Below are 18,176 nucleotides of genomic sequence, written 5' to 3'. Positions count from 1 at the left end.
ATGGGCTTGTTGGCTGCCTTGTTATGGGGCGGCACGGATTTTCTGGTGGGTTTGAACGCCCGCGCTGTAGGCGTCAAACGCGCCGTGTATTTCGGTCAGGCGCTGGGCTTCGCCATTATGAGCCTGCTGCTGATCGCCTTCCCCGTATTCATTCTGCGATCGATGGCCGCACCGCTTGATGTCTGGTTGATTGGCGTCGCTGCCGCCGTGCTAACCGTGTCCGGCGCGCTGGCCTTATCCAAGGCCTTCGCCCTCGGCAAAGCCTCCATTGTGGCGCCGCTGGTGACCTCTTACGGCGTAGTCACCACGTTGTTGTCCTGGGCTGGCGGCGAGCAGATCAGCCTGCTCCAGTTACTGTGCATCGTTCTGTGCGTCATTGGTGTGATCCTCTCCAGCACTCATTCCGACCCGAAAGTGCCACACACCACGCAGGCAAGCAGTTCCATTGCCTATGCGTTGCTGGCGGCGGTCTTCTACGGCATCAGTTTCTGGCTACAAGGTCGTTTTGTACTGCCGATACTTGGGCCGGTGACGATGCTCTGGCTAGCGTATCTGGTCGGGCTGATGGTGCTGGTGGTGATCGTAGTAAGGATCCACGACGGCCTGAAAATACCACCGCTGAAAAACTGCCTGACACTGACGGGTGCCAGCCTGATGAACCTCGGCGGTTTTTCATCGTTTGCCTGGGGTGCGGTAGCCGGCTCGGTGTCGGTGGTGACCGTCATCAGCACCTTGTCGGGCGGGATTGCGGCGATTCTGGGGTATGTATTTTTCAAGGAGCGACTGGGCAAGGTGCAGGTGCTGGGGGTCATGCTGGTGCTGGTCGGAGCGTTTGTATTGCACCTTAAAACCTGAAACCCCCGCGCACAAAAAAGCCGCCCCGAAGGGCGGCTTTTTCATTGCATCAAACCAACACTTACAACTTAGGGCCCGCAGCCTTGATCGCGTCGCTCACTTCGAACTTCTTGAAGTTCTCGATGAACAGGCCGGCCAGTGCTTTGGCGGCTTCGTCGTAGGCGGCTTTATCAGCCCAGGTGTTGCGTGGGTTCAGCAGGCCAGTCTCAACGCCCGGTACGGCCAGTGGCACGTCGAGGTTGATGGTGTCCAGGTGCTCGGTCTCGGTGCCGATCAGCGCGCCGCTCTGGATCGCTGCGATCACCGCACGGGTGGTCGGGATGTTGAAACGCTTGCCGACGCCGTATCCACCGCCGGTCCAGCCGGTGTTGACCAGGTAGACCTTGGAGCCGAAGCCGCGGATGCGCTTGATCAGCAGTTCAGCATATTCGCCGGCCGGACGCGGGAAGAACGGTGCGCCGAAGCAGGTGGAGAAGGTCGACTTGATGCCGGTGCCCGAACCCATTTCAGTCGAGCCCACCAGAGCGGTGTAGCCGGACAGGAAGTGGTAGGCCGCTTGTTCTTCGTTGAGAATCGACACTGGCGGCAGCACGCCGGTCAGGTCGCAGGTCAGGAAGATTACAGCGTTCGGCTCGCCGCCCAGGTTCTTCTCGGAACGCTTGGCAACGTGCTCCAGCGGGTAAGCGGCGCGGCTGTTCTGGGTCAGGCTGACATCAGCGTAGTCGGCGTGCTTGGCATCGTCGATGACGACGTTTTCCAGGACTGCGCCGTGCTTGATGGCTTTCCAGATTACTGGCTCGTTCTTCTCGGACAGGTCGATGCACTTGGCATAGCAACCGCCTTCGATGTTGAACACCACGCCTTCGCCCCAACCGTGTTCGTCGTCACCGATCAGGTAACGGCTTTCGTCGGCGGACAGGGTGGTTTTACCAGTGCCGGACAGACCGAAGAACAGGGTCACGTCGCCTTCTTCGCCGATGTTGGCAGCGCAGTGCATCGGCAGCACATCGGCGGCCGGCAGCAGGAAGTTCTGCACGGAGAACATGGCTTTCTTCATTTCACCGGCGTAACGCATGCCGGCAATCAGCACTTTCTTCGCAGCGAAGTTGAGGATCACGCAACCGTCGGAGTTGGTGCCGTCACGCTCAGGCACGCACTCGAAGTTGGCGACGTTAAGCACTTGCCATTCTTCACGGCCAGCCGGGTTGTACTGGGCCGGATTGATGAACAGGCAACGACCAAACAGGTTCTGCCAGGCAGTCTGGGTGGTCATCTTCACGGCCAGGTAGTGCTCGGAAGCCGCACCTACATGCACGTGGGAAACGAAGTGCTCTTGCGCGTTGTTGAAAGCCTCAACGCGGTTCCACAGGGCATCGAACTTGTCGGCCGGGAACTTGCGGTTGATCGGGCCCCAGGCGATAGCGCCTGTGGTGCTCGGCTCATCAACGATGAAACGATCGACTGGCGAACGGCCGGTACGGTGACCGGTACGAACAACCAGTGCGCCGGTATCGGCAAGCTCGCCTTCACCGCGGTTGAGGGCTTCTTTAACCAGATCATCAACACTCAGATCGGTGTACACGGCGTTATTGGCTTGCGTCATGAGGTTCCCCGTCGGCCAGTGGCCGAGTGCTCCAAACGTTTTTGTAGTAGAAAGTCGTGCACTACTACCGCGAAAAAAGTGGCCCGGATTATGCCAGAAAAGCCCAAAAAGAGTAGGCCCCTCCTGTCGTAACGGCGTTATTCCGGCGCTAACCAGTGAATCTACCTGCGCTGAAACGTTTTAGTGACGGGTAACTGACGGCGTATCGACACCCGCGCCGGCGAACAATTGAGTGACATCGGCGGCGTCGAACAGGTACTGCTGGTTGCAAAACTGGCAGTCGATCTCGATTTTTCCACCGTGCTCGACCACCAGGTTCTGCGCGTCTTCCATACCCAGACTGACCAGCGCATTGGCCGAGCGTTCGCGCGAGCAGCTGCAACGGAAACGCAGTTTTTGCACATCGAACAGTCGCACCTGCTCTTCGTGGTAGAGGCGATGGAGCACGGTTTCGTTGTCCAGGCTCAGCAGTTCGTCGGCGGTCAACGTCCCACTCAACGCGGTGAGGTGCTGCCAGCTGGCGGCGCGTTCTTCTTCGTCTTTCAAGCGGTCGGCGGGCAGTTGCTGCAGCAACAGGCCACGGGCGCGACGGCCATCGGCGCAGAGCTTGATGCGCGTGCCGATCTGCTGGGACATGACGAAGTAGTTGGTGAAGCAATCGGACAAGGTTTCACCATCCAGATCGACCACGCCCTGGTAGCGCTGGCCCTGTTTCGGGTCGATGGTCAAAGTCAGCGAACCGTCGGGCATCAGGTCGGCCAGGGTGGCGTCGGGGGCGATCCGGTCGGCCTCGTAACGGGCCAGGCCACGGATGTCGCGCTCGCTGGAGCATTCGATCATCAGCAACGGGATCGGGCCTTCGGAACGGGCCTGAAGAATCAGCAGACCATCGAACTTCAAGGTGCCGACCAGCAACGCCGCAGCCGCCATCAGTTCGCCGAGCAGTTGCGCAACCGGCTCCGGATAGGCGTGTTTGGCCAGGACTTCAGCGTAGCTGAGTTCCAGCGAAACCATCTCGCCGCGGGTGTCGCTGTCATCGAAGATGAAGCGTTGGGTGAAGTCGTTATCCGGTAGGTCGGTCATAAGTCTGGGTATCTGAAGTGGTGACAAAAGTGGTGACAGAATTCGAAGTTACGCCTTAGCCACAGAGTTTCGCTGTCTGGTTATGGCTTACAGGCCAGTGACTGTGTGCGCTTTACGACGAACGGCACATGCACGGCAGGCGAATTACCTCATATGGCTACGCAAAGGCGCAATTACAAGTCTTGGGCGGATTGATGTGATCGGCGGCCCCGGTGAATCATTCGTTGCTGCCGCCTCGAAACTTGAACAGATCGCGGCGCTGTTTCTTGCTCGGTTTGCCATCGGTGCTCACACCCAGGGCGCCTGCCTTGCGCTCAGCGGCGGCGTTTTCGCGCTTGGCGATGCTGGCTTCGGTTTCGGCGTACAGCGTCTGCGCTTCCGGCGCGCCACGGCGCACGATCGACAGCGCCTGGACCACCACGGTGCGTTCCTCAAAACCGGTGCGGATCACGAATTCATCGCCAATGCGCGGCTCCTTGCCAGGTTTGCAGCGCTCGCCCCGACAATGCACCTTGCCGCTTTCAATCGCCGCTTTGGCCAAGGCGCGGGTTTTGTAAAACCGCGCAGCCCACAACCATTTATCGAGGCGGACTTTGTCGTCCTCATCGTTTTTTTGTGCCATGGGATTTCCTCGCTCTGAAATATTAGTGAACTGTACTACCGTTCTGTCGTACCAAGAATTACTCCGTCCCGGACTACAATGCTGACATTCCAGAACCGCCTTGCGGGGCTGGAAATCCGGGCCGTAGATATCTGTCGCCTTTTAACCATTATTCTGCGTGAATACCGCGAAATCGGCCCCCTGCGGCCAACGCGGTATCTACCGGTTGAGCAATTTTGAAGACATTTGACCATTTGACCGTTGTCGGTCTGCGCGAGTGGGTGGCGCTCCCGGATTTGGGAGTCGCCGGCCTTCGGGCAAAAATCGACACCGGCGCCAGCACCTCCAGCCTGCACGCCACCGATATCGAGACATTCGATCGCGATGGCGAGCAGTGGGTGCGTTTCACGGCGCACCTGGGCACGGTGGTGCAGTTGCGGCACCGCCGTTGCGAGGCACCGCTGGTGACGAGAAAAACCATTAAAAGCTCTAACGGTCACGCGCAGGTGCGATACGTGATCAGCACCACCCTGGCCCTCGGTGACCGGGTCTTTCGGGTCGAGTTCACCCTCGCCTGCCGCAAGTCCATGCGTTATCGCCTGCTATTGGGTTCCAAAGCCCTGATCGACGGCCAGTTGGTGGTCAATCCAGGCATTAAATATGTACAAGACAAGCCGGTGTTCCCGGTATCTACCTCCTCCACAGGTGTTGCATGAAGATCGCTGTGCTGTCGCGGAACCCGCGTCTGTATTCCACCCGTCGCCTGGTCGAAGCCGGTACCGAACGCGGCCATGAAATGGTGGTGGTCGATACCCTGCGCGCCTATATGAACATCGCCAGCCACAAGCCTCAGATCCATTATCGCGGCAAACCGCTGGAAGGTTTCGATGCAGTGATCCCGCGGATTGGTGCATCAGTGACGTTTTATGGCTGCGCGGTATTGCGCCAGTTTGAAATGATGGGGGTATTTCCGCTCAACGAATCAGTGGCCATCGCCCGTTCGCGGGACAAACTGCGCTCGTTGCAATTGTTGTCTCGCCGCGGGATCGGTTTGCCGGTCACCGGTTTTGCCCACTCCCCCGACGACATTCCCGACCTGATTGCGATGGTCAACGGCGCGCCGCTGGTGATCAAAGTGCTGGAAGGCACCCAGGGTATCGGCGTGGTGCTGTGCGAAACCGCTACGGCTGCAGAATCGGTGATTGAGGCGTTCATGGGCCTCAAGCAAAACATCATGGTTCAGGAATACATCAAGGAAGCGGGTGGCGCCGACATTCGTTGCTTCGTGGTGGGCGACAAAGTGATTGCAGCGATGAAGCGCCAGGCCAAACCTGGGGAGTTTCGCTCCAACCTGCATCGCGGCGGCAGCGCCAGCCTGATCAAGATCACACCGGAAGAGCGCATGACCGCACTGCGTGCGGCGAAGGTCATGGGGTTGGCGGTGGCGGGTGTGGATATCCTGCGCTCCAATCACGGGCCATTGGTGATGGAAGTGAACTCGTCACCAGGACTTGAAGGGATTGAGACCACCACTGGCAAGAACGTGGCGGGGATCATCATCGAGCATCTGGAGAAGAATGGCGGGCCGAATATGACCCGGACCAAAGGGAAAGGTTAACGCAAAGCTTTTGTGGCGAGGGAGCTTGCTCCCGCTGGAGGCCGAAGGACTCCCGATTCCGGCAACCGTGTTGTTTCATTGAAATACGGTTGCCAGGTCTCGCGGCTGCTACGCAACCGAGCGGGAGCAAGCTCCCTCGCCACAAGGACGACTCCTAAACCGCGTCTCTAGGCAACATCAGACCCAGTGGCAAGCGCACCCGCGCTTCAAGACCTCCACCGGTACGGTTGCGCAGCTCAACGTTGCCGCCGTGCATCGAAGCAATCCGCTTCACAATCGCCAAGCCCAATCCAGTGCCCTTGCCGCCCCGGGCACGATCACCCCGGGTAAACGGGTTGAAGATGGCTTCCAGCTCCGACGGATCGATACCGGCGCCGCGGTCCATGACGCTTAGCACCACGTACGGCGCGGCAGTGTCACCCGAAACATAGGCGGCCACTTCCACGCCACTGCCTGCGTGATGCAACGCATTGCCGATCAGGTTATTCAGCAGTCGCTTCATCGACACCCGGCGCAGCGGAAACGGCTGGATAGGCTCCAGACGCAAGTGCACTTTTTCTTCGGTCTGGTTGTACGGCGCGGCGACTTCACGAACAAGATCGCTCAGGTCCACCTCTTCCACTGTCTCATCGCGGCCATCGCGAATGAACGCCAGGAACTGGTCGAGAATCGCATCCATGTCTTCGATGTCACGGACCATGTCGTCGGTGAGGTCGTTGCGGTCGCCCATCAACTCCAAAGACAACCGCAAACGGGTCAGCGGCGTACGCAAATCATGTGAAACCCCGGCCAGCATCAACTCACGCTCGCGACCGGCCTGTTCGACGTCTTCGGCCATCTGGTTGAAGGCGCGATAAACCTCGGTCATTTCACTCGGCGTATCGCTGATCGGCAGACGCACGCTGCGACCCTGACCGAGTTGCCGTGCGGCATACACCAGACGTTTCAATGGTTGGTTGAGCTGGCTGACGAAGATCCATGCCGCGGCAGTGGACAGCAAGCCAATGGCGAGGAACCAGCCGAGGACATTCCAGATTTTCTGACCGCGCAATGGGTGCGGGTATAGCGGTACTTTCAGCCAGCCTTCACCCAGGCTTGGCGCTCGCACCCACAACGCCGGCGGTGCATGCATGCGCAATCGCACCTCAGTGTCCGCGCCCAGCTCGGCCTGCATCTGCCGTTGGTAGATCTCGCTGTAAGGCCAGTGTTGTTCACCTTCCGGCACACCGGCGCCTACTACGCGTATCAAAGGTACGGAGTCGGCAATCTTGTCGCGGTTCTGTTCGTCGGCGGCCCAATAGGCGCGCAGCGTCAGGGCGACGCCGTGGCTGTACTGGCGGTCCACCAGCACGTCTTCGTTCATCAGCAGATAAACCAGCGTCAGTGCCTTGGAGAACAGGACGACGATCAGCACCAGCCACAGGGTGCGGGAGAAGAAGCTCTGGGGGAACCAAACCGGGGTTTTCATGGATAACCGCTACACACTTGCAGGAGCGAGCGATGCTCGCATATTGCGGATCGCGAGTCTGCGGACAATGTCATCCGCACGACCCGCTCCTACAAATCGCCGATCACTTGGTGGCGGCGCCATCCGGCACGAATACGTAACCCACGCCCCAGACAGTCTGGATGTAACGCGGCTTGGACGGATCAGGTTCGATCATCCGGCGCAGGCGGGAGATCTGCACGTCGATGGAACGCTCCAGGGCATCCCACTCGCGACCACGGGCCAGGTTCATCAACTTGTCACGGGTCAATGGCTGACGGGCGTTCATCACCAGGGCCTTGAGCACCGCGAACTCACCGGTGGTGAGCATGTGCACTTCTTCGCCGCGCTTGAGCTCGCGGGTGGCCAGTGACAGCTCGTAATCACCGAAGGTCACGCTTTCGTCTTCGCTGCCCGGGGCGCCTGGCACCGGGGCCGATTGACGACGCAACACCGCTTTGACGCGAGCCATCAGCTCGTCCGGGTTGAACGGCTTGGCCAGGTAATCGTCGGCGCCCAGCTCCAGGCCCTTGATGCGGCTCAGCTCGTCGCCCTTGGCGGTGAGCATGATGATCGGAATCTGATTATTCGCGCCGCGCAGGCGGCGGCAGGCGGTCAGGCCGTCTTCGCCGGGCAGCATCAGGTCGAGGACGACCAGGTTGAACACTTCGCGCGCCAGCAGGCGATCCATTTGCTCGGTGTTCGGTACGGCGCGGGCACGGTAGCCCTTGCTGACGAAAAAACGCTCCAGCAGGCTGCTGAGGCCCGGATCGTCGTCAACAATTAGAATTTTTTCGCCTTCAGCAATGTTTGCAGTGCTGCTCATTGGATGCTCCTTTGATCTCGGCGCGCATTATGGCGTAGCTGCCGTTATACGCACCGTGTGCATTGTTAGCAGATTTTTCCTTTACCGCCAGAAAACCGGCCATTGTGCCCGCAGCCTGCGATGCCCCCGAACGGCAGAACGCTGGTTATAATGCGCGGCCATTTGTGTCAGGCAACATCAGACAGGTACTACAGACAGGCGCCATTTATTTTCATGGCGTCGGCAGTAATTGTTCGATTTCACGGGTCAACGGAGTGCCTGTTGACCCAGGTAGCGGCGCAGCCCGGGCCGCTCAACCAGACTCGCCAAGCCTCTATCTCTGCGCCTGCGAGCCTGCTTTCACAATTTGTCAGGTGGTTTTATGGACAGCATCAACAGCCGCATCGCCGAGGAACTCGGTGTACGCCCACAACAGGTCGAAGCGGCCGTCGCGCTACTCGATGAAGGCTCTACCGTTCCCTTCATCGCCCGTTACCGGAAAGAAGTGACCGGCAGCCTCGATGACACCCAGCTGCGTCATCTGGAAGAGCGTCTGCGCTACCTGCGAGAACTCGACGAACGGCGCATCAGCATCCTTGCCAGCATCCAGGAGCAAGGCAAGCTGACCCCGCAACTCGAACGCGACATCAAACTCGCCGACACCAAGACCCGCCTCGAAGACTTGTACCTGCCGTACAAGCAGAAGCGCCGCACCAAGGGCCAGATTGCCCTGGAAGCCGGCCTCGGCGACTTGGCTGACGGCTTGTTCAACGACCCGAGCCTGAGCCCGGAATCCGAAGCCGCTCGCTTCGTCGATGCCGAAAAAGGCGTGGCTGACGTGAAGGCCGCCCTCGAAGGCGCCAAGTACATCCTCATGGAGCGCTTCGCCGAAGACGCCGGCCTGCTCGACAAACTACGCAACTACCTCAAGCAGGAAGCCACCCTCAGTGCCCGCGTGATCGCCGGCAAGGAAGAGGAAGGCGCCAAGTTCCGCGACTACTTCGAACACGACGAACCGCTGAAAAGCATGCCGTCGCACCGTGCGCTGGCGATTTTCCGTGGCCGCAACGAAGGCATTCTCAGCTCCGCGCTGAAAGTCGGCGATGAACTGCCAGGCACCATGCACCCGTGCGAAGGCATGATCGGCCAGCAATTCGGCATCCAGAACCAGAATCGCGCCGCTGACAAATGGCTGGGTGAAGTGGTGCGCTGGACCTGGAAGGTCAAGCTCTACACCCACCTCGAAACCGACCTGCTGGGCGAGCTGCGCGATGGCGCGGAAACCGAAGCGATCAATGTGTTCGCCCACAACCTGCACGACCTGCTGCTGTCCGCCCCGGCCGGCCCTCGCGCCACCCTGGGCCTCGACCCGGGCCTGCGCACCGGTTGCAAGGTGGCCGTGGTCGATTCCACCGGCAAACTGCTGGATCACGCCACGGTTTACCCGCACGTACCGCACAACAAGTGGGATCAGACCCTCGCGATTCTTGCCGCCCTGTGCGCCAAGCATGCGGTGGACCTGATCGCCATCGGCAACGGCACCGCCAGCCGTGAGACCGACAAGCTCGCTGCCGAGCTGATCAAAAAATACCCAGCGATGAAGATGACCAAGGTCATGGTTTCCGAGGCCGGCGCATCGGTTTACTCGGCATCGGAGCTGGCTTCCAAGGAATTTCCGGACCTCGACGTGTCGATCCGTGGCGCGGTGTCGATTGCCCGTCGCCTGCAAGACCCGTTGGCGGAACTGGTGAAAATCGATCCGAAATCCATCGGTGTCGGCCAGTACCAGCACGACGTGTCGCAATTGAAACTGGCGCGCGGCCTGGATGCGGTGGTGGAGGATTGCGTGAACGCCGTGGGCGTGGACGTGAACACCGCTTCCGTGGCGCTGCTGGCACGGATCTCTGGCCTCAACGCGACCCTGGCGCAAAACATCGTCAGCCACCGCGACGAACACGGCGCTTTCAAAACCCGCGCTGCGTTGAAGAAAGTCGCGCGTCTGGGCGAAAAAACCTTCGAACAGGCTGCCGGTTTCTTGCGTGTCATGAACGGTGACAACCCGCTGGATTCGTCGGCGGTTCACCCGGAAGCCTATCCGCTGGTGCAGCGCATTGCCGCTGAAACCGACCGCGACATCCGCTCGCTGATTGGTGACGCCGCGTTCCTCAAGCGCCTTGATCCGAAAAAATACACCGACGAAACGTTCGGTTTGCCGACCGTAACCGACATCCTGCAAGAGCTGGAAAAGCCGGGTCGCGACCCGCGTCCCGAGTTCAAGACCGCCGAGTTCCAGGAAGGCGTCGAAGACCTCAAGGACCTGCAACTGGGCATGATCCTCGAAGGCGTGGTGACCAACGTGACCAATTTTGGCGCGTTCGTCGACATCGGCGTGCATCAGGACGGTTTGGTGCACATCTCTGCGCTTTCGGAGAAATTCATCAAGGATCCACGGGAAGCGGTGAAGGCCGGTGATGTGGTGAAAGTGAAGGTCATGGAAATCGACATCCCGCGTAAACGCGTGGGCCTGTCGATGCGCATGAGCGACACCCCGGGCGAGAAAATCGACGGCGCTCGCGGTGCACGTCCGGGTTCGGCGCCACGCCAATCCCAAAACACTGCACCGCGCATGGAAACCACGGCGGCGGCTCCGGCCAACAATGCCATGGCTTCGCTGTTCGCCAACGCCAAGCAGTTGAAGAAGCGTTGATGGAGATCCCTGCCGGGTATACCGAAAGCGCTTTTTTCAAGCTGCTGGGCTGTCGCCTGCACAGCCTGGAAACCGGGGTGGCGCAAGTCGCCCTGGCGCTGGAACCGGAGCTGCGCAATCGCGCCAACAAGATGCACGGCGGGGCCTTGTTCAGTCTGGTGGACATTGCCATGGGGCTGGCCTGTTCCAGCACCCACGGCTTTGACCAGCAGAGCGCGACTATCGAGTGCAAGATCAACTACATCCGCGCCGTCGCTGACGGCGAGGTGATGTGCACGGCGCGGGTGATTCACCCGGGCCGTCGCACGCTGGTGGTCGAAGCTGATGTGATGCAAGGCGACAAACTGGTCGCAAAAGCACAAGGCACGTTCGCTGTCCTGTAGCTAGTCGCCACCGATTTGAGTTAATTTCGGCGCAATGAATCCTGTGGGAGCGAGCCTGCTCGCGATGGCGGTGTGTCAGACGGCAAAAATATTGCCTGACACTCCCTCATCGCGAGCAAGCTCGCTCCCACAGGGATTGTGCGGTTATTGACTGACCGGCATATGGCCTGAGCGGCTCCAAAACCAGGCGAAAACGCCAGTTTTAACTTCACCCTTGTAGACCGTCTTGCCCACCCCCATATTGGGGCGACTGACGCGTGAAGGAATCCAACTTGAGCGAACTTCTCAACCGCCGCCTGGCTCTGCTCGGCGAGCGCGCTAACCTCTCTCTGCTCGAACAGTGCCTTCACGGCATCGAACGTGAATGCCTGCGCGTGACCGATGAAGGTCGCCTGGCGCAAACGCCGCACCCGGAAGCTTTGGGTTCCGCGCTGACCAACGAACAAATCACCACCGACTATTCCGAGTCGCTGCTGGAGTTCATCACCCCGGCCCTGCCCGATCCTGCCGATACGCTGGCGAGCCTGGACAGCATTCACCGCTTTGCCTACAGCAAGCTCGGCAACGAGTACCTGTGGAGTCCATCGATGCCGTGCCCGTTGCCGGCCGAGGAAGATATCCCGATCGCCTATTACGGCACGTCCAACATCGGTCAGCTCAAGTACGTCTACCGCAAGGGCCTGGCCCTGCGTTATGGCAAGACCATGCAGTGCATCGCCGGGATTCACTACAACTTTTCCCTGCCGGAAAAACTCTGGCCGTTGCTTAAAGAGGCCGAAGGCTTTGTCGGCACCGATCGCGACTTCCAGTCGGTGTCCTACATCGCACTGATCCGCAACTTCCGTCGCTACAGCTGGCTGCTGATGTACCTGTTCGGCGCGTCGCCCGCGCTGGACGCCGGTTTCCTGCGCGGTCGCTCGCATCAGTTGGAACAACTCGATCCGCACACCCTGTATTTGCCGTACGCCACCAGCCTGCGCATGAGCGATCTGGGTTACCAGAGCAACGCCCAGGCTGGCCTGACGCCGTGCTACAACGACTTGACCAGCTACATCGACAGCCTGCGCAAAGCGGTGGCCACGCCGTACGCGCCCTACGTCGAAGTCGGCACCCACAAGGACGGTGAGTGGGTTCAGCTCAACACCAACATCCTGCAGATCGAAAACGAGTACTACTCCAACATCCGCCCGAAACGCGTGACCTACACCGGCGAGCGGCCGATTCAGGCGCTGATGGCCCGTGGCATCCAGTACGTCGAAGTACGCTGCCTGGACATCAACCCGTTCCTGCCGACGGGCATCGACCTCACCGAATCGCGTTTTCTCGACGCCTTCTTGCTGTATTGCGCGCTGAACGACAGCCCGTTATTGACCAACACCAGCTGCAACAATGCGACCTCCAACTTCCTCAGCGTGGTCAAGGAAGGTCGTCGTCCCGGCTTGCAACTGCAACGCAACGGGCAACCGGTCGACCTGAAAGAGTGGGCAGGCGAATTGCTGGAAAACATCGCGCCACTGGCGGCGTTGCTGGATCAGAGCCACGGTGGTGATGCTCACAGCAAAGCGCTGGATGCGCAGCTGGCCAAGGTCAAGGACCCGTCTTTGACGCCTTCGGCCCAAGTGTTGGCGGCGATGGCCGAGCACAAGGAAAGCTTCGCCGAGTTCTCCCTGCGCCAGAGCCGCGCCCATGCCGAGTTTTTCCGTAGCGAGCCGTTGCCGGCCGAGGAACAGGCCAAGTTTGAAGAACTGGCGCGTTCGTCGCTGGCTCAACAGACCGAGCTGGAACAGAATGAAGTCGGCGACTTCGATGTGTTTGTCGGGTCGTATCAGGCGAGCATTCTGGCGATCAGTAACTAGCTGCTATCCCCTGTGGCGAGGGAGCTTGCTCCCGCTCGGCTGCGCAGCAGCCGCAAAATCAGACGACCGAAGAATTTGATTGTCTGGAATGGGAGTCCTTCGGCCTCCAGCGGGAGCAAGCTCCCTCGCCACAAAAGCGATCTGGTTCTTAGAATTTTCCGCTCATAAGCTCATTCGAAAAAGTTATTTATTTTCGGATTCTTAGATCATTTAGTCTCCTTTCACGCCGACTCTCGGTCGCCTGACAAGGAGCTTCCCAATGAAACTGCATTTCCCTCTTCGCTTGCTGGCGGCCGCGTCTTTGGCTGCGGCGAGTTTGTTTGCCCAGGCGGCTGACGTGACTGTCGCCTACCAGACCACCGTTGACCCGGCGAAAGTCGCCCAGGCCGACGGCGCTTACGAAAAAGCCACCAAGGCCGACATCAGCTGGCGCAAGTTCGACAACGGTGCCGACATCATCGCCGCCATCGCCTCCGGTGACGTGCAGATCGGCTACCTCGGTTCCAGTCCCCTGACAGCGGCAATCACCCGAAAAGTACCGGTGGAAACCTTCCTCATCGCCACCCAGATCGGCGCCGCCGAAGCGCTGGTCGCTCGCGACGGTTCGGGGATCAAGACGCCACAAGACCTGATCGGCAAGAAAATCGCCGTGCCATTCGTATCCACCGGCCACTACAGCCTGTTGGCCGCGCTGAAGCACTGGAACATCGACCCATCGAAAGTCACCGTCCTCAACCTCGCCCCGCCAGCCATCATCGCTGCGTGGAAACGCGGTGATATCGACGCCACCTACGTTTGGGACCCGGCGCTCGGTGTGGCCAAGGAAAACGGCAAAGTGCTGATCACCTCCGGCGAACTGGCCAAGTTCGGTGCGCCGACCTTCGACGCCTGGATCGTGCGTAAAGACTTCGCAGAGAAGCACCCGGACATCGTCACCGCGTTCGCCAAAGTGACCCTGGATGCCTACGCCGATTACCGCAAAGACCCGAAAGCCTGGCTCGCCGATCAAAGCAACGTCGACAAATTGGTAAAACTGTCCGGCGCCAAGGCCAGCGACATTCCACTGCTGCTACAAGGCAACGTCTACCCGCTGGCGGCTGATCAAGTAACCACCCTCGGCGCACCGACCACCAAAGCGATCACCGACACCGCCGTATTTCTCAAGGAACAAGGCAAGGTCGAAGCCGTGCTGCCGGACTACGCCCCTTACGTCAGCGCCAAGTTCATCACCAACTGATCGGGAGTTAACCGCGATGGCCTTGCTACAGCTGGAGCGCATCAGCGCACAGTACCCCGGTGCAGCAGAACCTGTGCTGGCGGATATTTCCCTGACCCTGGGGCCCCAGCAATTGCTGGTCGCCCTTGGCCCGTCCGGCAGTGGCAAGACTTCGCTGTTGAACCTGATTGCCGGTTTCGTCGAGCCCAGCGCCGGGCGCATTACCCTCGACGGTGTGCCGGTCAAAGGCCCAAGCGCCGAACGCGGCGTAGTGTTCCAGGACGACGCCCTGCTACCGTGGCAAGACGTGCTGGCCAACGTTGGTTTTGGTCTGGAGTTGGCTGGCATTGCTCGGGACAAACGCGAAATCCGTGCAAGGGAAATGCTCGCACTGGTGGACCTTTCCGGTTTTGAAAACCGTCGCATCTGGCAACTCTCTGGCGGACAGAAGCAGCGTGTCGGCCTGGCCCGTGCGCTCGCCGCCGACCCTCGCGTTTTGCTGATGGACGAACCCTTCGGCGCCCTCGACGCCTTCACCCGCGAACAGATGCAAGAGCTGCTGCTGCAAGTCTGGCGCCGCACTGCCAAACCGGTGTTCCTGATAACCCACGACATTGAAGAAGCGGTGTTTCTTGCCACGGATCTGATTTTGCTGGCACCGAATCCGGGGCAGATCGTCGAGCGGCTGAGCCTGGATTTCGGTCAGCGTTACGCCGCCGGTGAGTCGGCGCGCTCGATCAAGTCCGACCCACGTTTTATCGAAACCCGCGAACACGTACTCGCCAAAGTGTTCTCCCAACGCAGCGCCGCCCAGCGGCAGGAGCGCGCATGAGCAGCTACGAAATTCCTGCCACAGCGGTAAAAACAGGTTCTACGGTCATCCCGGTGCGCCGCCGTTTGAGCACTCGCTGGATCAGTGTGCTGACGCTCATCGCGCTCGTGTCCCTTTGGTGGGCCGTTACGGCGACCGGACTCATTGAACCGCTGTTCCTGCCACCACCGTCTGCCGTTCTGCAAAAAGGCTGGCTGCTGGTGACCACAGGCTACATGGATTCGACTCTGTGGCAGCACCTGGGCGCGAGCCTCAGCCGCATCGGTTTGGGGCTTGGCTTCGCCGTACTGACGGCCGTTCCCGTCGGTATCGCCATCGGCCACAACCGCATCGCTCGCGGCGTTCTCGATCCGCTGATCGAGTTCTACCGTCCTATTCCACCGCTGGCTTATCTGCCACTGATCGTGATCTGGTGCGGCATCGGTGAATTGTCGAAAGTGCTGCTGATCTACCTGGCGATTTTCGCCCCGATTGCCATCGCTACCGCTACCGGTGTGCGCACGGTCGACCCGGCGAAATTGCGCGCTGCGCAGTCGCTGGGTGCGACCCGGGCGCAGTTGATTCGTCACGTAATTTTGCCCAGCGCCCTGCCGGACATTTTGACCGGCGTGCGCATTGGCCTCGGCGTCGGTTGGTCGACACTGGTCGCCGCAGAATTGATCGCCGCCACCAGCGGCCTGGGTTTCATGGTGCAGTCGGCCGCGCAATTCCTGGTCACCGATGTGGTGGTGCTGGGGATTCTGGTAATCGCGCTGATTGCCTTCGCCATGGAGATGGGCTTGCGTAAATTGCAGCGCAAACTGGTGCCATGGCACGGCCAGGCACACTGAAGCTTTTTTCAATGTGGGATCAGCTACCTTGATGCCCCCCTTTTTTGAATCAACCCTGTAGGAGCTGCCGAAGGCTGCGATCTTTTGCTTTTCGGTTGAAGAGCAAGATCAAAAGATCGCAGCCTGCGGCAGCTCCTACAGGGGCAGTGTTGTTCACAAAATTGATGTACGACACCCAGAATTGAAGAGATCCAACATGAGCAACTTGACCATCGTCCCTCTAAGCTCTGCCCTCGGCGCCCAGATCAGCGGCGTCGATGTCAGCCAGCCGCTGAACCTGGAACAGCGTGACGCCATCGAACAAGCCCTGCTCAAGCATCAGGTGCTGTTCTTCCGCGACCAGCCAATCACCCCGCAGCAGCAAGCGCGATTCGCCGCTAATTTCGGCGACCTGCACATTCATCCGATCTACCCGAACGTGCCGGAACAACCGGAAGTGCTGATCCTCGATACCGCCGTCACCGACGTGCGCGACAACGCGATCTGGCACACCGACGTGACCTTCCTGCCGACCCCAGCCATGGGCGCGGTGCTCAGCGCCAAGCTGTTGCCGGCGTTTGGTGGCGATACGTTGTGGGCCAGCGGGATTGCGGCGTATGAAGCGTTGTCGGCACCGATGAAAACCTTGCTCGAAGGCCTGACCGCCACCCATGACTTCACCCGTTCATTTCCGCTGGAGCGCTATGGCAATACGCCTGAAGCGTTGGCCCAGTGGGAAGAGACTCGACGCAAGAATCCGCCACTGTCGCATCCGGTGATCCGCACGCATCCGGTGAGCGGGCGCCGTTCGTTGTTCGTCAATGAAGGCTTCACTTCGAAGATCAACGAACTGTCGGAAACCGAAAGCGAGGCGATTCTGAAATTTCTGTTCGCCCATTCCACGCGCCCGGAATTCACCATTCGCTGGCGCTGGCAGCAAGACGACATCGCGTTCTGGGACAACCGCGTGACTCAGCATTACGCGGTGGACGATTACCGCCCGGCGCGGCGGGTGATGCAGCGTGCGACGGTGTTGGGGGATGTGCCGTTTTTTTAAGATCAAAAGATCGCAGCCTGCGGCAGCTCCTACATGGAAATCCGATCCCTGTAGGAGCTGCCGCAGGCTGCGATCTTTTGCTTTAAAGCCATGACGGTGGATCAATCGGCAATGATGGCGCCTGATTCACCGCTATCGCCAGCAAGCCGGATCCTGCAGAGACTGGATCGCGTTACTCAGCGGTAGAAGGCTTCTCCCACAGATTGATCCCGCCCTCTTGGGCGAACCGGTCAATCTCCGCCAGCTCTTCAGCACTGAAGCTCAAATTCTTCAACGCCCCGACGTTCTCGATGATCTGCTCCGGCCGGCTCGCGCCGATCAACGCCGAGGTCACGCGCGGGTCGCGCAGGGTCCAGGCCAGCGCCAGTTGCGCCAGGCTCTGGCCGCGACGTTTGGCGATCTCATTGAGCGCTCGCACGTGGGCAATGTTGGCATCCGACAAATGCGAAGCCTGCAACGAACCACCGCCCGGACGATTGACCCGCGCATCCGCTGGTACGCCGTTGAGGTACTTGTCGGTGAGCAAACCCTGCGCCAGCGGCGTGAAGGCAATGACGCCGGTGCCGAGCTCGTCGGTGGTATCGAGCAGGTCCTTTTCTACCCAGCGATTGAGCAGGTTGTAGGCCGGTTGATGGATCAACAACGGGACTTTCCACTCTTTGAGCAGCGCCGCTATTTCACGGGTTTTCACGCCGGAGTACGAAGAGATGCCGATGTACAACGCCTTGCCCTGTTGTACGGCCGTGGCCAGTGCGCTGGCGGTTTCTTCCAGCGGGGTGTCCGGGTCGAATCGGTGCGAGTAGAAAATGTCGACGTAGTCCAGACCCAGGCGTTGCAAACTCTGGTCGAGGCTGGCGAGCACATACTTGCGTGAACCGCCGCCCTGGCCGTAAGGACCGGGCCACATGTCCCAACCGGCCTTGCTGGAGATGATCAGTTCGTCGCGGTACTGCTTGAAATCTTCACGCAGCAAACGGCCGAAATTGATCTCGGCGCTGCCGTACGGCGGGCCATAGTTGTTGGCCAGGTCGAAGTGGTTGATGCCCAGGTCGAAAGCCGTGCGTAGCAATGCACGTTGGGTATCGATCGGCGTGCTGTCGCCGAAGTTGTGCCACAAGCCCAGGGACAGCGCCGGCAGCACCAGACCGCTGCGACCTACGCGGCGGTAAGGAATGGAGTCGTAGCGGTTTTCGGCAGCGGTGTAAGTCATCGAATCCTCTCTTGTTGAGGTTACTTTTATCCGGAATCAGACATTAATCCTGTGG

16 protein-coding genes are annotated in these 18,176 nt (G+C 59.9%); 10 read left to right on the top strand and 6 right to left on the bottom strand.

The features are described 5' to 3' along the window. A complete protein-coding gene (locus NL64_RS13010) occupies nt 1–855 on the top strand; it encodes a DMT family transporter (RefSeq protein ID WP_034148652.1) in 855 nt (284 codons plus the stop codon). Nucleotides 856–916: 61 nt separating this feature from the next. On the opposite strand, the gene NL64_RS13005 is transcribed toward NL64_RS13010, so the two are convergent. From NL64_RS13005 to NL64_RS12995, 3 genes are all read right to left on the bottom strand, one after another. Further along, the gene (locus NL64_RS13005) at nt 917–2,458 is read right to left on the bottom strand and encodes a phosphoenolpyruvate carboxykinase (RefSeq protein WP_034148482.1); all 1,542 of its coding nucleotides are present in this window, start codon (nt 2,456–2,458) and stop codon (nt 917–919) included. A gap of 180 nt (nt 2,459–2,638) precedes the next feature. Next, a complete protein-coding gene (gene hslO, locus NL64_RS13000; RefSeq protein ID WP_034148481.1) occupies nt 2,639–3,541 on the bottom strand; it encodes an Hsp33 family molecular chaperone HslO in 903 nt (300 codons plus the stop codon). Nucleotides 3,542–3,758: 217 nt separating this feature from the next. Further along, nucleotides 3,759–4,163, bottom strand: a complete 405-nt coding sequence (locus NL64_RS12995) for an RNA-binding S4 domain-containing protein (RefSeq protein WP_034148480.1) — start codon at nt 4,161–4,163, stop codon at nt 3,759–3,761. 233 nt (nt 4,164–4,396) lie between these two features. On the opposite strand from NL64_RS12995, the gene NL64_RS12990 reads away from it, so the two are divergent. Together NL64_RS12990 and rimK are read left to right on the top strand one after the other, a co-directional pair. Then, on the top strand, nt 4,397–4,858 hold the full coding sequence (locus NL64_RS12990) for an ATP-dependent zinc protease family protein (RefSeq protein WP_172668673.1): 462 nt from the start codon (nt 4,397–4,399) through the stop codon (nt 4,856–4,858). After that, nucleotides 4,855–5,760, top strand: a complete 906-nt coding sequence (rimK, locus tag NL64_RS12985; RefSeq protein WP_034148478.1) for a 30S ribosomal protein S6--L-glutamate ligase — start codon at nt 4,855–4,857, stop codon at nt 5,758–5,760. Before NL64_RS12990 ends, rimK begins: the two co-directional genes overlap by 4 nt. A gap of 154 nt (nt 5,761–5,914) precedes the next feature. Here the strand turns inward: rimK and NL64_RS12980 are convergent, their stop codons facing one another. Together NL64_RS12980 and ompR are read right to left on the bottom strand one after the other, a co-directional pair. After that, the gene (locus NL64_RS12980) at nt 5,915–7,228 is read right to left on the bottom strand and encodes an ATP-binding protein (protein WP_034148477.1); all 1,314 of its coding nucleotides are present in this window, start codon (nt 7,226–7,228) and stop codon (nt 5,915–5,917) included. Between the two features lie 103 nt (nt 7,229–7,331). Beyond that, nucleotides 7,332–8,072 (bottom strand): osmolarity response regulator transcription factor OmpR, encoded by a 741-nt coding sequence (gene ompR, locus NL64_RS12975; RefSeq protein ID WP_020795794.1) that lies wholly within the window; start codon nt 8,070–8,072, stop codon nt 7,332–7,334. Nucleotides 8,073–8,433: 361 nt separating this feature from the next. On the opposite strand from ompR, the gene NL64_RS12970 reads away from it, so the two are divergent. The 7 genes from NL64_RS12970 (at nt 8,434) to tauD (ending at nt 16,911) form a co-directional block, all read left to right on the top strand. Continuing rightward, complete coding sequence (locus tag NL64_RS12970) at nt 8,434–10,758, top strand: Tex family protein (protein WP_034148476.1); 2,325 nt, start codon at nt 8,434–8,436, stop codon at nt 10,756–10,758. Beyond that, on the top strand, nt 10,758–11,141 hold the full coding sequence (locus tag NL64_RS12965; RefSeq protein WP_034148475.1) for a PaaI family thioesterase: 384 nt from the start codon (nt 10,758–10,760) through the stop codon (nt 11,139–11,141). Before NL64_RS12970 ends, NL64_RS12965 begins: the two co-directional genes overlap by 1 nt. Nucleotides 11,142–11,413: 272 nt before the next feature. Then, nucleotides 11,414–12,997: a glutamate--cysteine ligase gene (gshA, locus tag NL64_RS12960; RefSeq protein WP_034148474.1), complete on the top strand. Its 1,584-nt coding sequence runs from the start codon at nt 11,414–11,416 to the stop codon at nt 12,995–12,997. A gap of 259 nt (nt 12,998–13,256) precedes the next feature. After that, nucleotides 13,257–14,234, top strand: coding sequence for a taurine ABC transporter substrate-binding protein (gene tauA, locus NL64_RS12955; RefSeq protein ID WP_034148473.1), 978 nt, complete (start codon nt 13,257–13,259; stop codon nt 14,232–14,234). Nucleotides 14,235–14,250: 16 nt separating this feature from the next. Continuing rightward, complete coding sequence (tauB, locus tag NL64_RS12950) at nt 14,251–15,045, top strand: taurine ABC transporter ATP-binding subunit (protein ID WP_034148472.1); 795 nt, start codon at nt 14,251–14,253, stop codon at nt 15,043–15,045. Continuing rightward, a complete protein-coding gene (gene tauC, locus NL64_RS12945) occupies nt 15,042–15,875 on the top strand; it encodes a taurine ABC transporter permease TauC (RefSeq protein ID WP_034148471.1) in 834 nt (277 codons plus the stop codon). The genes tauB and tauC overlap by 4 nt, the downstream gene beginning before the upstream one ends. A 196-nt stretch (nt 15,876–16,071) precedes the next feature. After that, on the top strand, nt 16,072–16,911 hold the full coding sequence (gene tauD / locus NL64_RS12940; RefSeq protein ID WP_034148470.1) for a taurine dioxygenase: 840 nt from the start codon (nt 16,072–16,074) through the stop codon (nt 16,909–16,911). Between the two features lie 172 nt (nt 16,912–17,083). Here the strand turns inward: tauD and mgrA are convergent, their stop codons facing one another. Next, nucleotides 17,084–18,121 carry an L-glyceraldehyde 3-phosphate reductase gene (gene mgrA / locus NL64_RS12935; protein WP_034148469.1) on the bottom strand — a complete coding sequence of 346 codons (1,038 nt, stop codon included), beginning with the start codon at nt 18,119–18,121 and terminating at the stop codon, nt 17,084–17,086. Nucleotides 18,122–18,176 lie beyond the last annotated feature (55 nt).

Source organism: Pseudomonas fluorescens (assembly GCF_000802965.1).
Taxonomy (GTDB): domain Bacteria; phylum Pseudomonadota; class Gammaproteobacteria; order Pseudomonadales; family Pseudomonadaceae; genus Aquipseudomonas; species Aquipseudomonas fluorescens_A.
Note: the sequence above shows the minus strand (reverse complement) of the source record. Positions and strands in the feature narration are given on the sequence as shown.

Excerpts from the sequence above, each read along its gene's own strand:
- NL64_RS12980 (WP_034148477.1), bottom strand. The coding sequence starts at position 7,228 with ATGAAAACCCCGGTTTGGTTCCCCCAGAGCTTCTTCTCCCGCACCCTG.
- rimK (WP_034148478.1), top strand. The coding sequence starts at position 4,855 with ATGAAGATCGCTGTGCTGTCGCGGAACCCGCGTCTGTATTCCACCCGT.
- tauB (WP_034148472.1), top strand. The coding sequence starts at position 14,251 with ATGGCCTTGCTACAGCTGGAGCGCATCAGCGCACAGTACCCCGGTGCA.
- ompR (WP_020795794.1), bottom strand. The coding sequence starts at position 8,072 with ATGAGCAGCACTGCAAACATTGCTGAAGGCGAAAAAATTCTAATTGTT.
- NL64_RS13010 (WP_034148652.1), top strand. The coding sequence starts at position 1 with ATGGGCTTGTTGGCTGCCTTGTTATGGGGCGGCACGGATTTTCTGGTG.
- tauD (WP_034148470.1), top strand. The coding sequence starts at position 16,072 with ATGAGCAACTTGACCATCGTCCCTCTAAGCTCTGCCCTCGGCGCCCAG.
- NL64_RS13005 (WP_034148482.1), bottom strand. The coding sequence starts at position 2,458 with ATGACGCAAGCCAATAACGCCGTGTACACCGATCTGAGTGTTGATGAT.
- NL64_RS12965 (WP_034148475.1), top strand. The coding sequence starts at position 10,758 with ATGGAGATCCCTGCCGGGTATACCGAAAGCGCTTTTTTCAAGCTGCTG.
- mgrA (WP_034148469.1), bottom strand. The coding sequence starts at position 18,121 with ATGACTTACACCGCTGCCGAAAACCGCTACGACTCCATTCCTTACCGC.
- NL64_RS12995 (WP_034148480.1), bottom strand. The coding sequence starts at position 4,163 with ATGGCACAAAAAAACGATGAGGACGACAAAGTCCGCCTCGATAAATGG.
- NL64_RS12970 (WP_034148476.1), top strand. The coding sequence starts at position 8,434 with ATGGACAGCATCAACAGCCGCATCGCCGAGGAACTCGGTGTACGCCCA.
- tauC (WP_034148471.1), top strand. The coding sequence starts at position 15,042 with ATGAGCAGCTACGAAATTCCTGCCACAGCGGTAAAAACAGGTTCTACG.
- tauA (WP_034148473.1), top strand. The coding sequence starts at position 13,257 with ATGAAACTGCATTTCCCTCTTCGCTTGCTGGCGGCCGCGTCTTTGGCT.
- hslO (WP_034148481.1), bottom strand. The coding sequence starts at position 3,541 with ATGACCGACCTACCGGATAACGACTTCACCCAACGCTTCATCTTCGAT.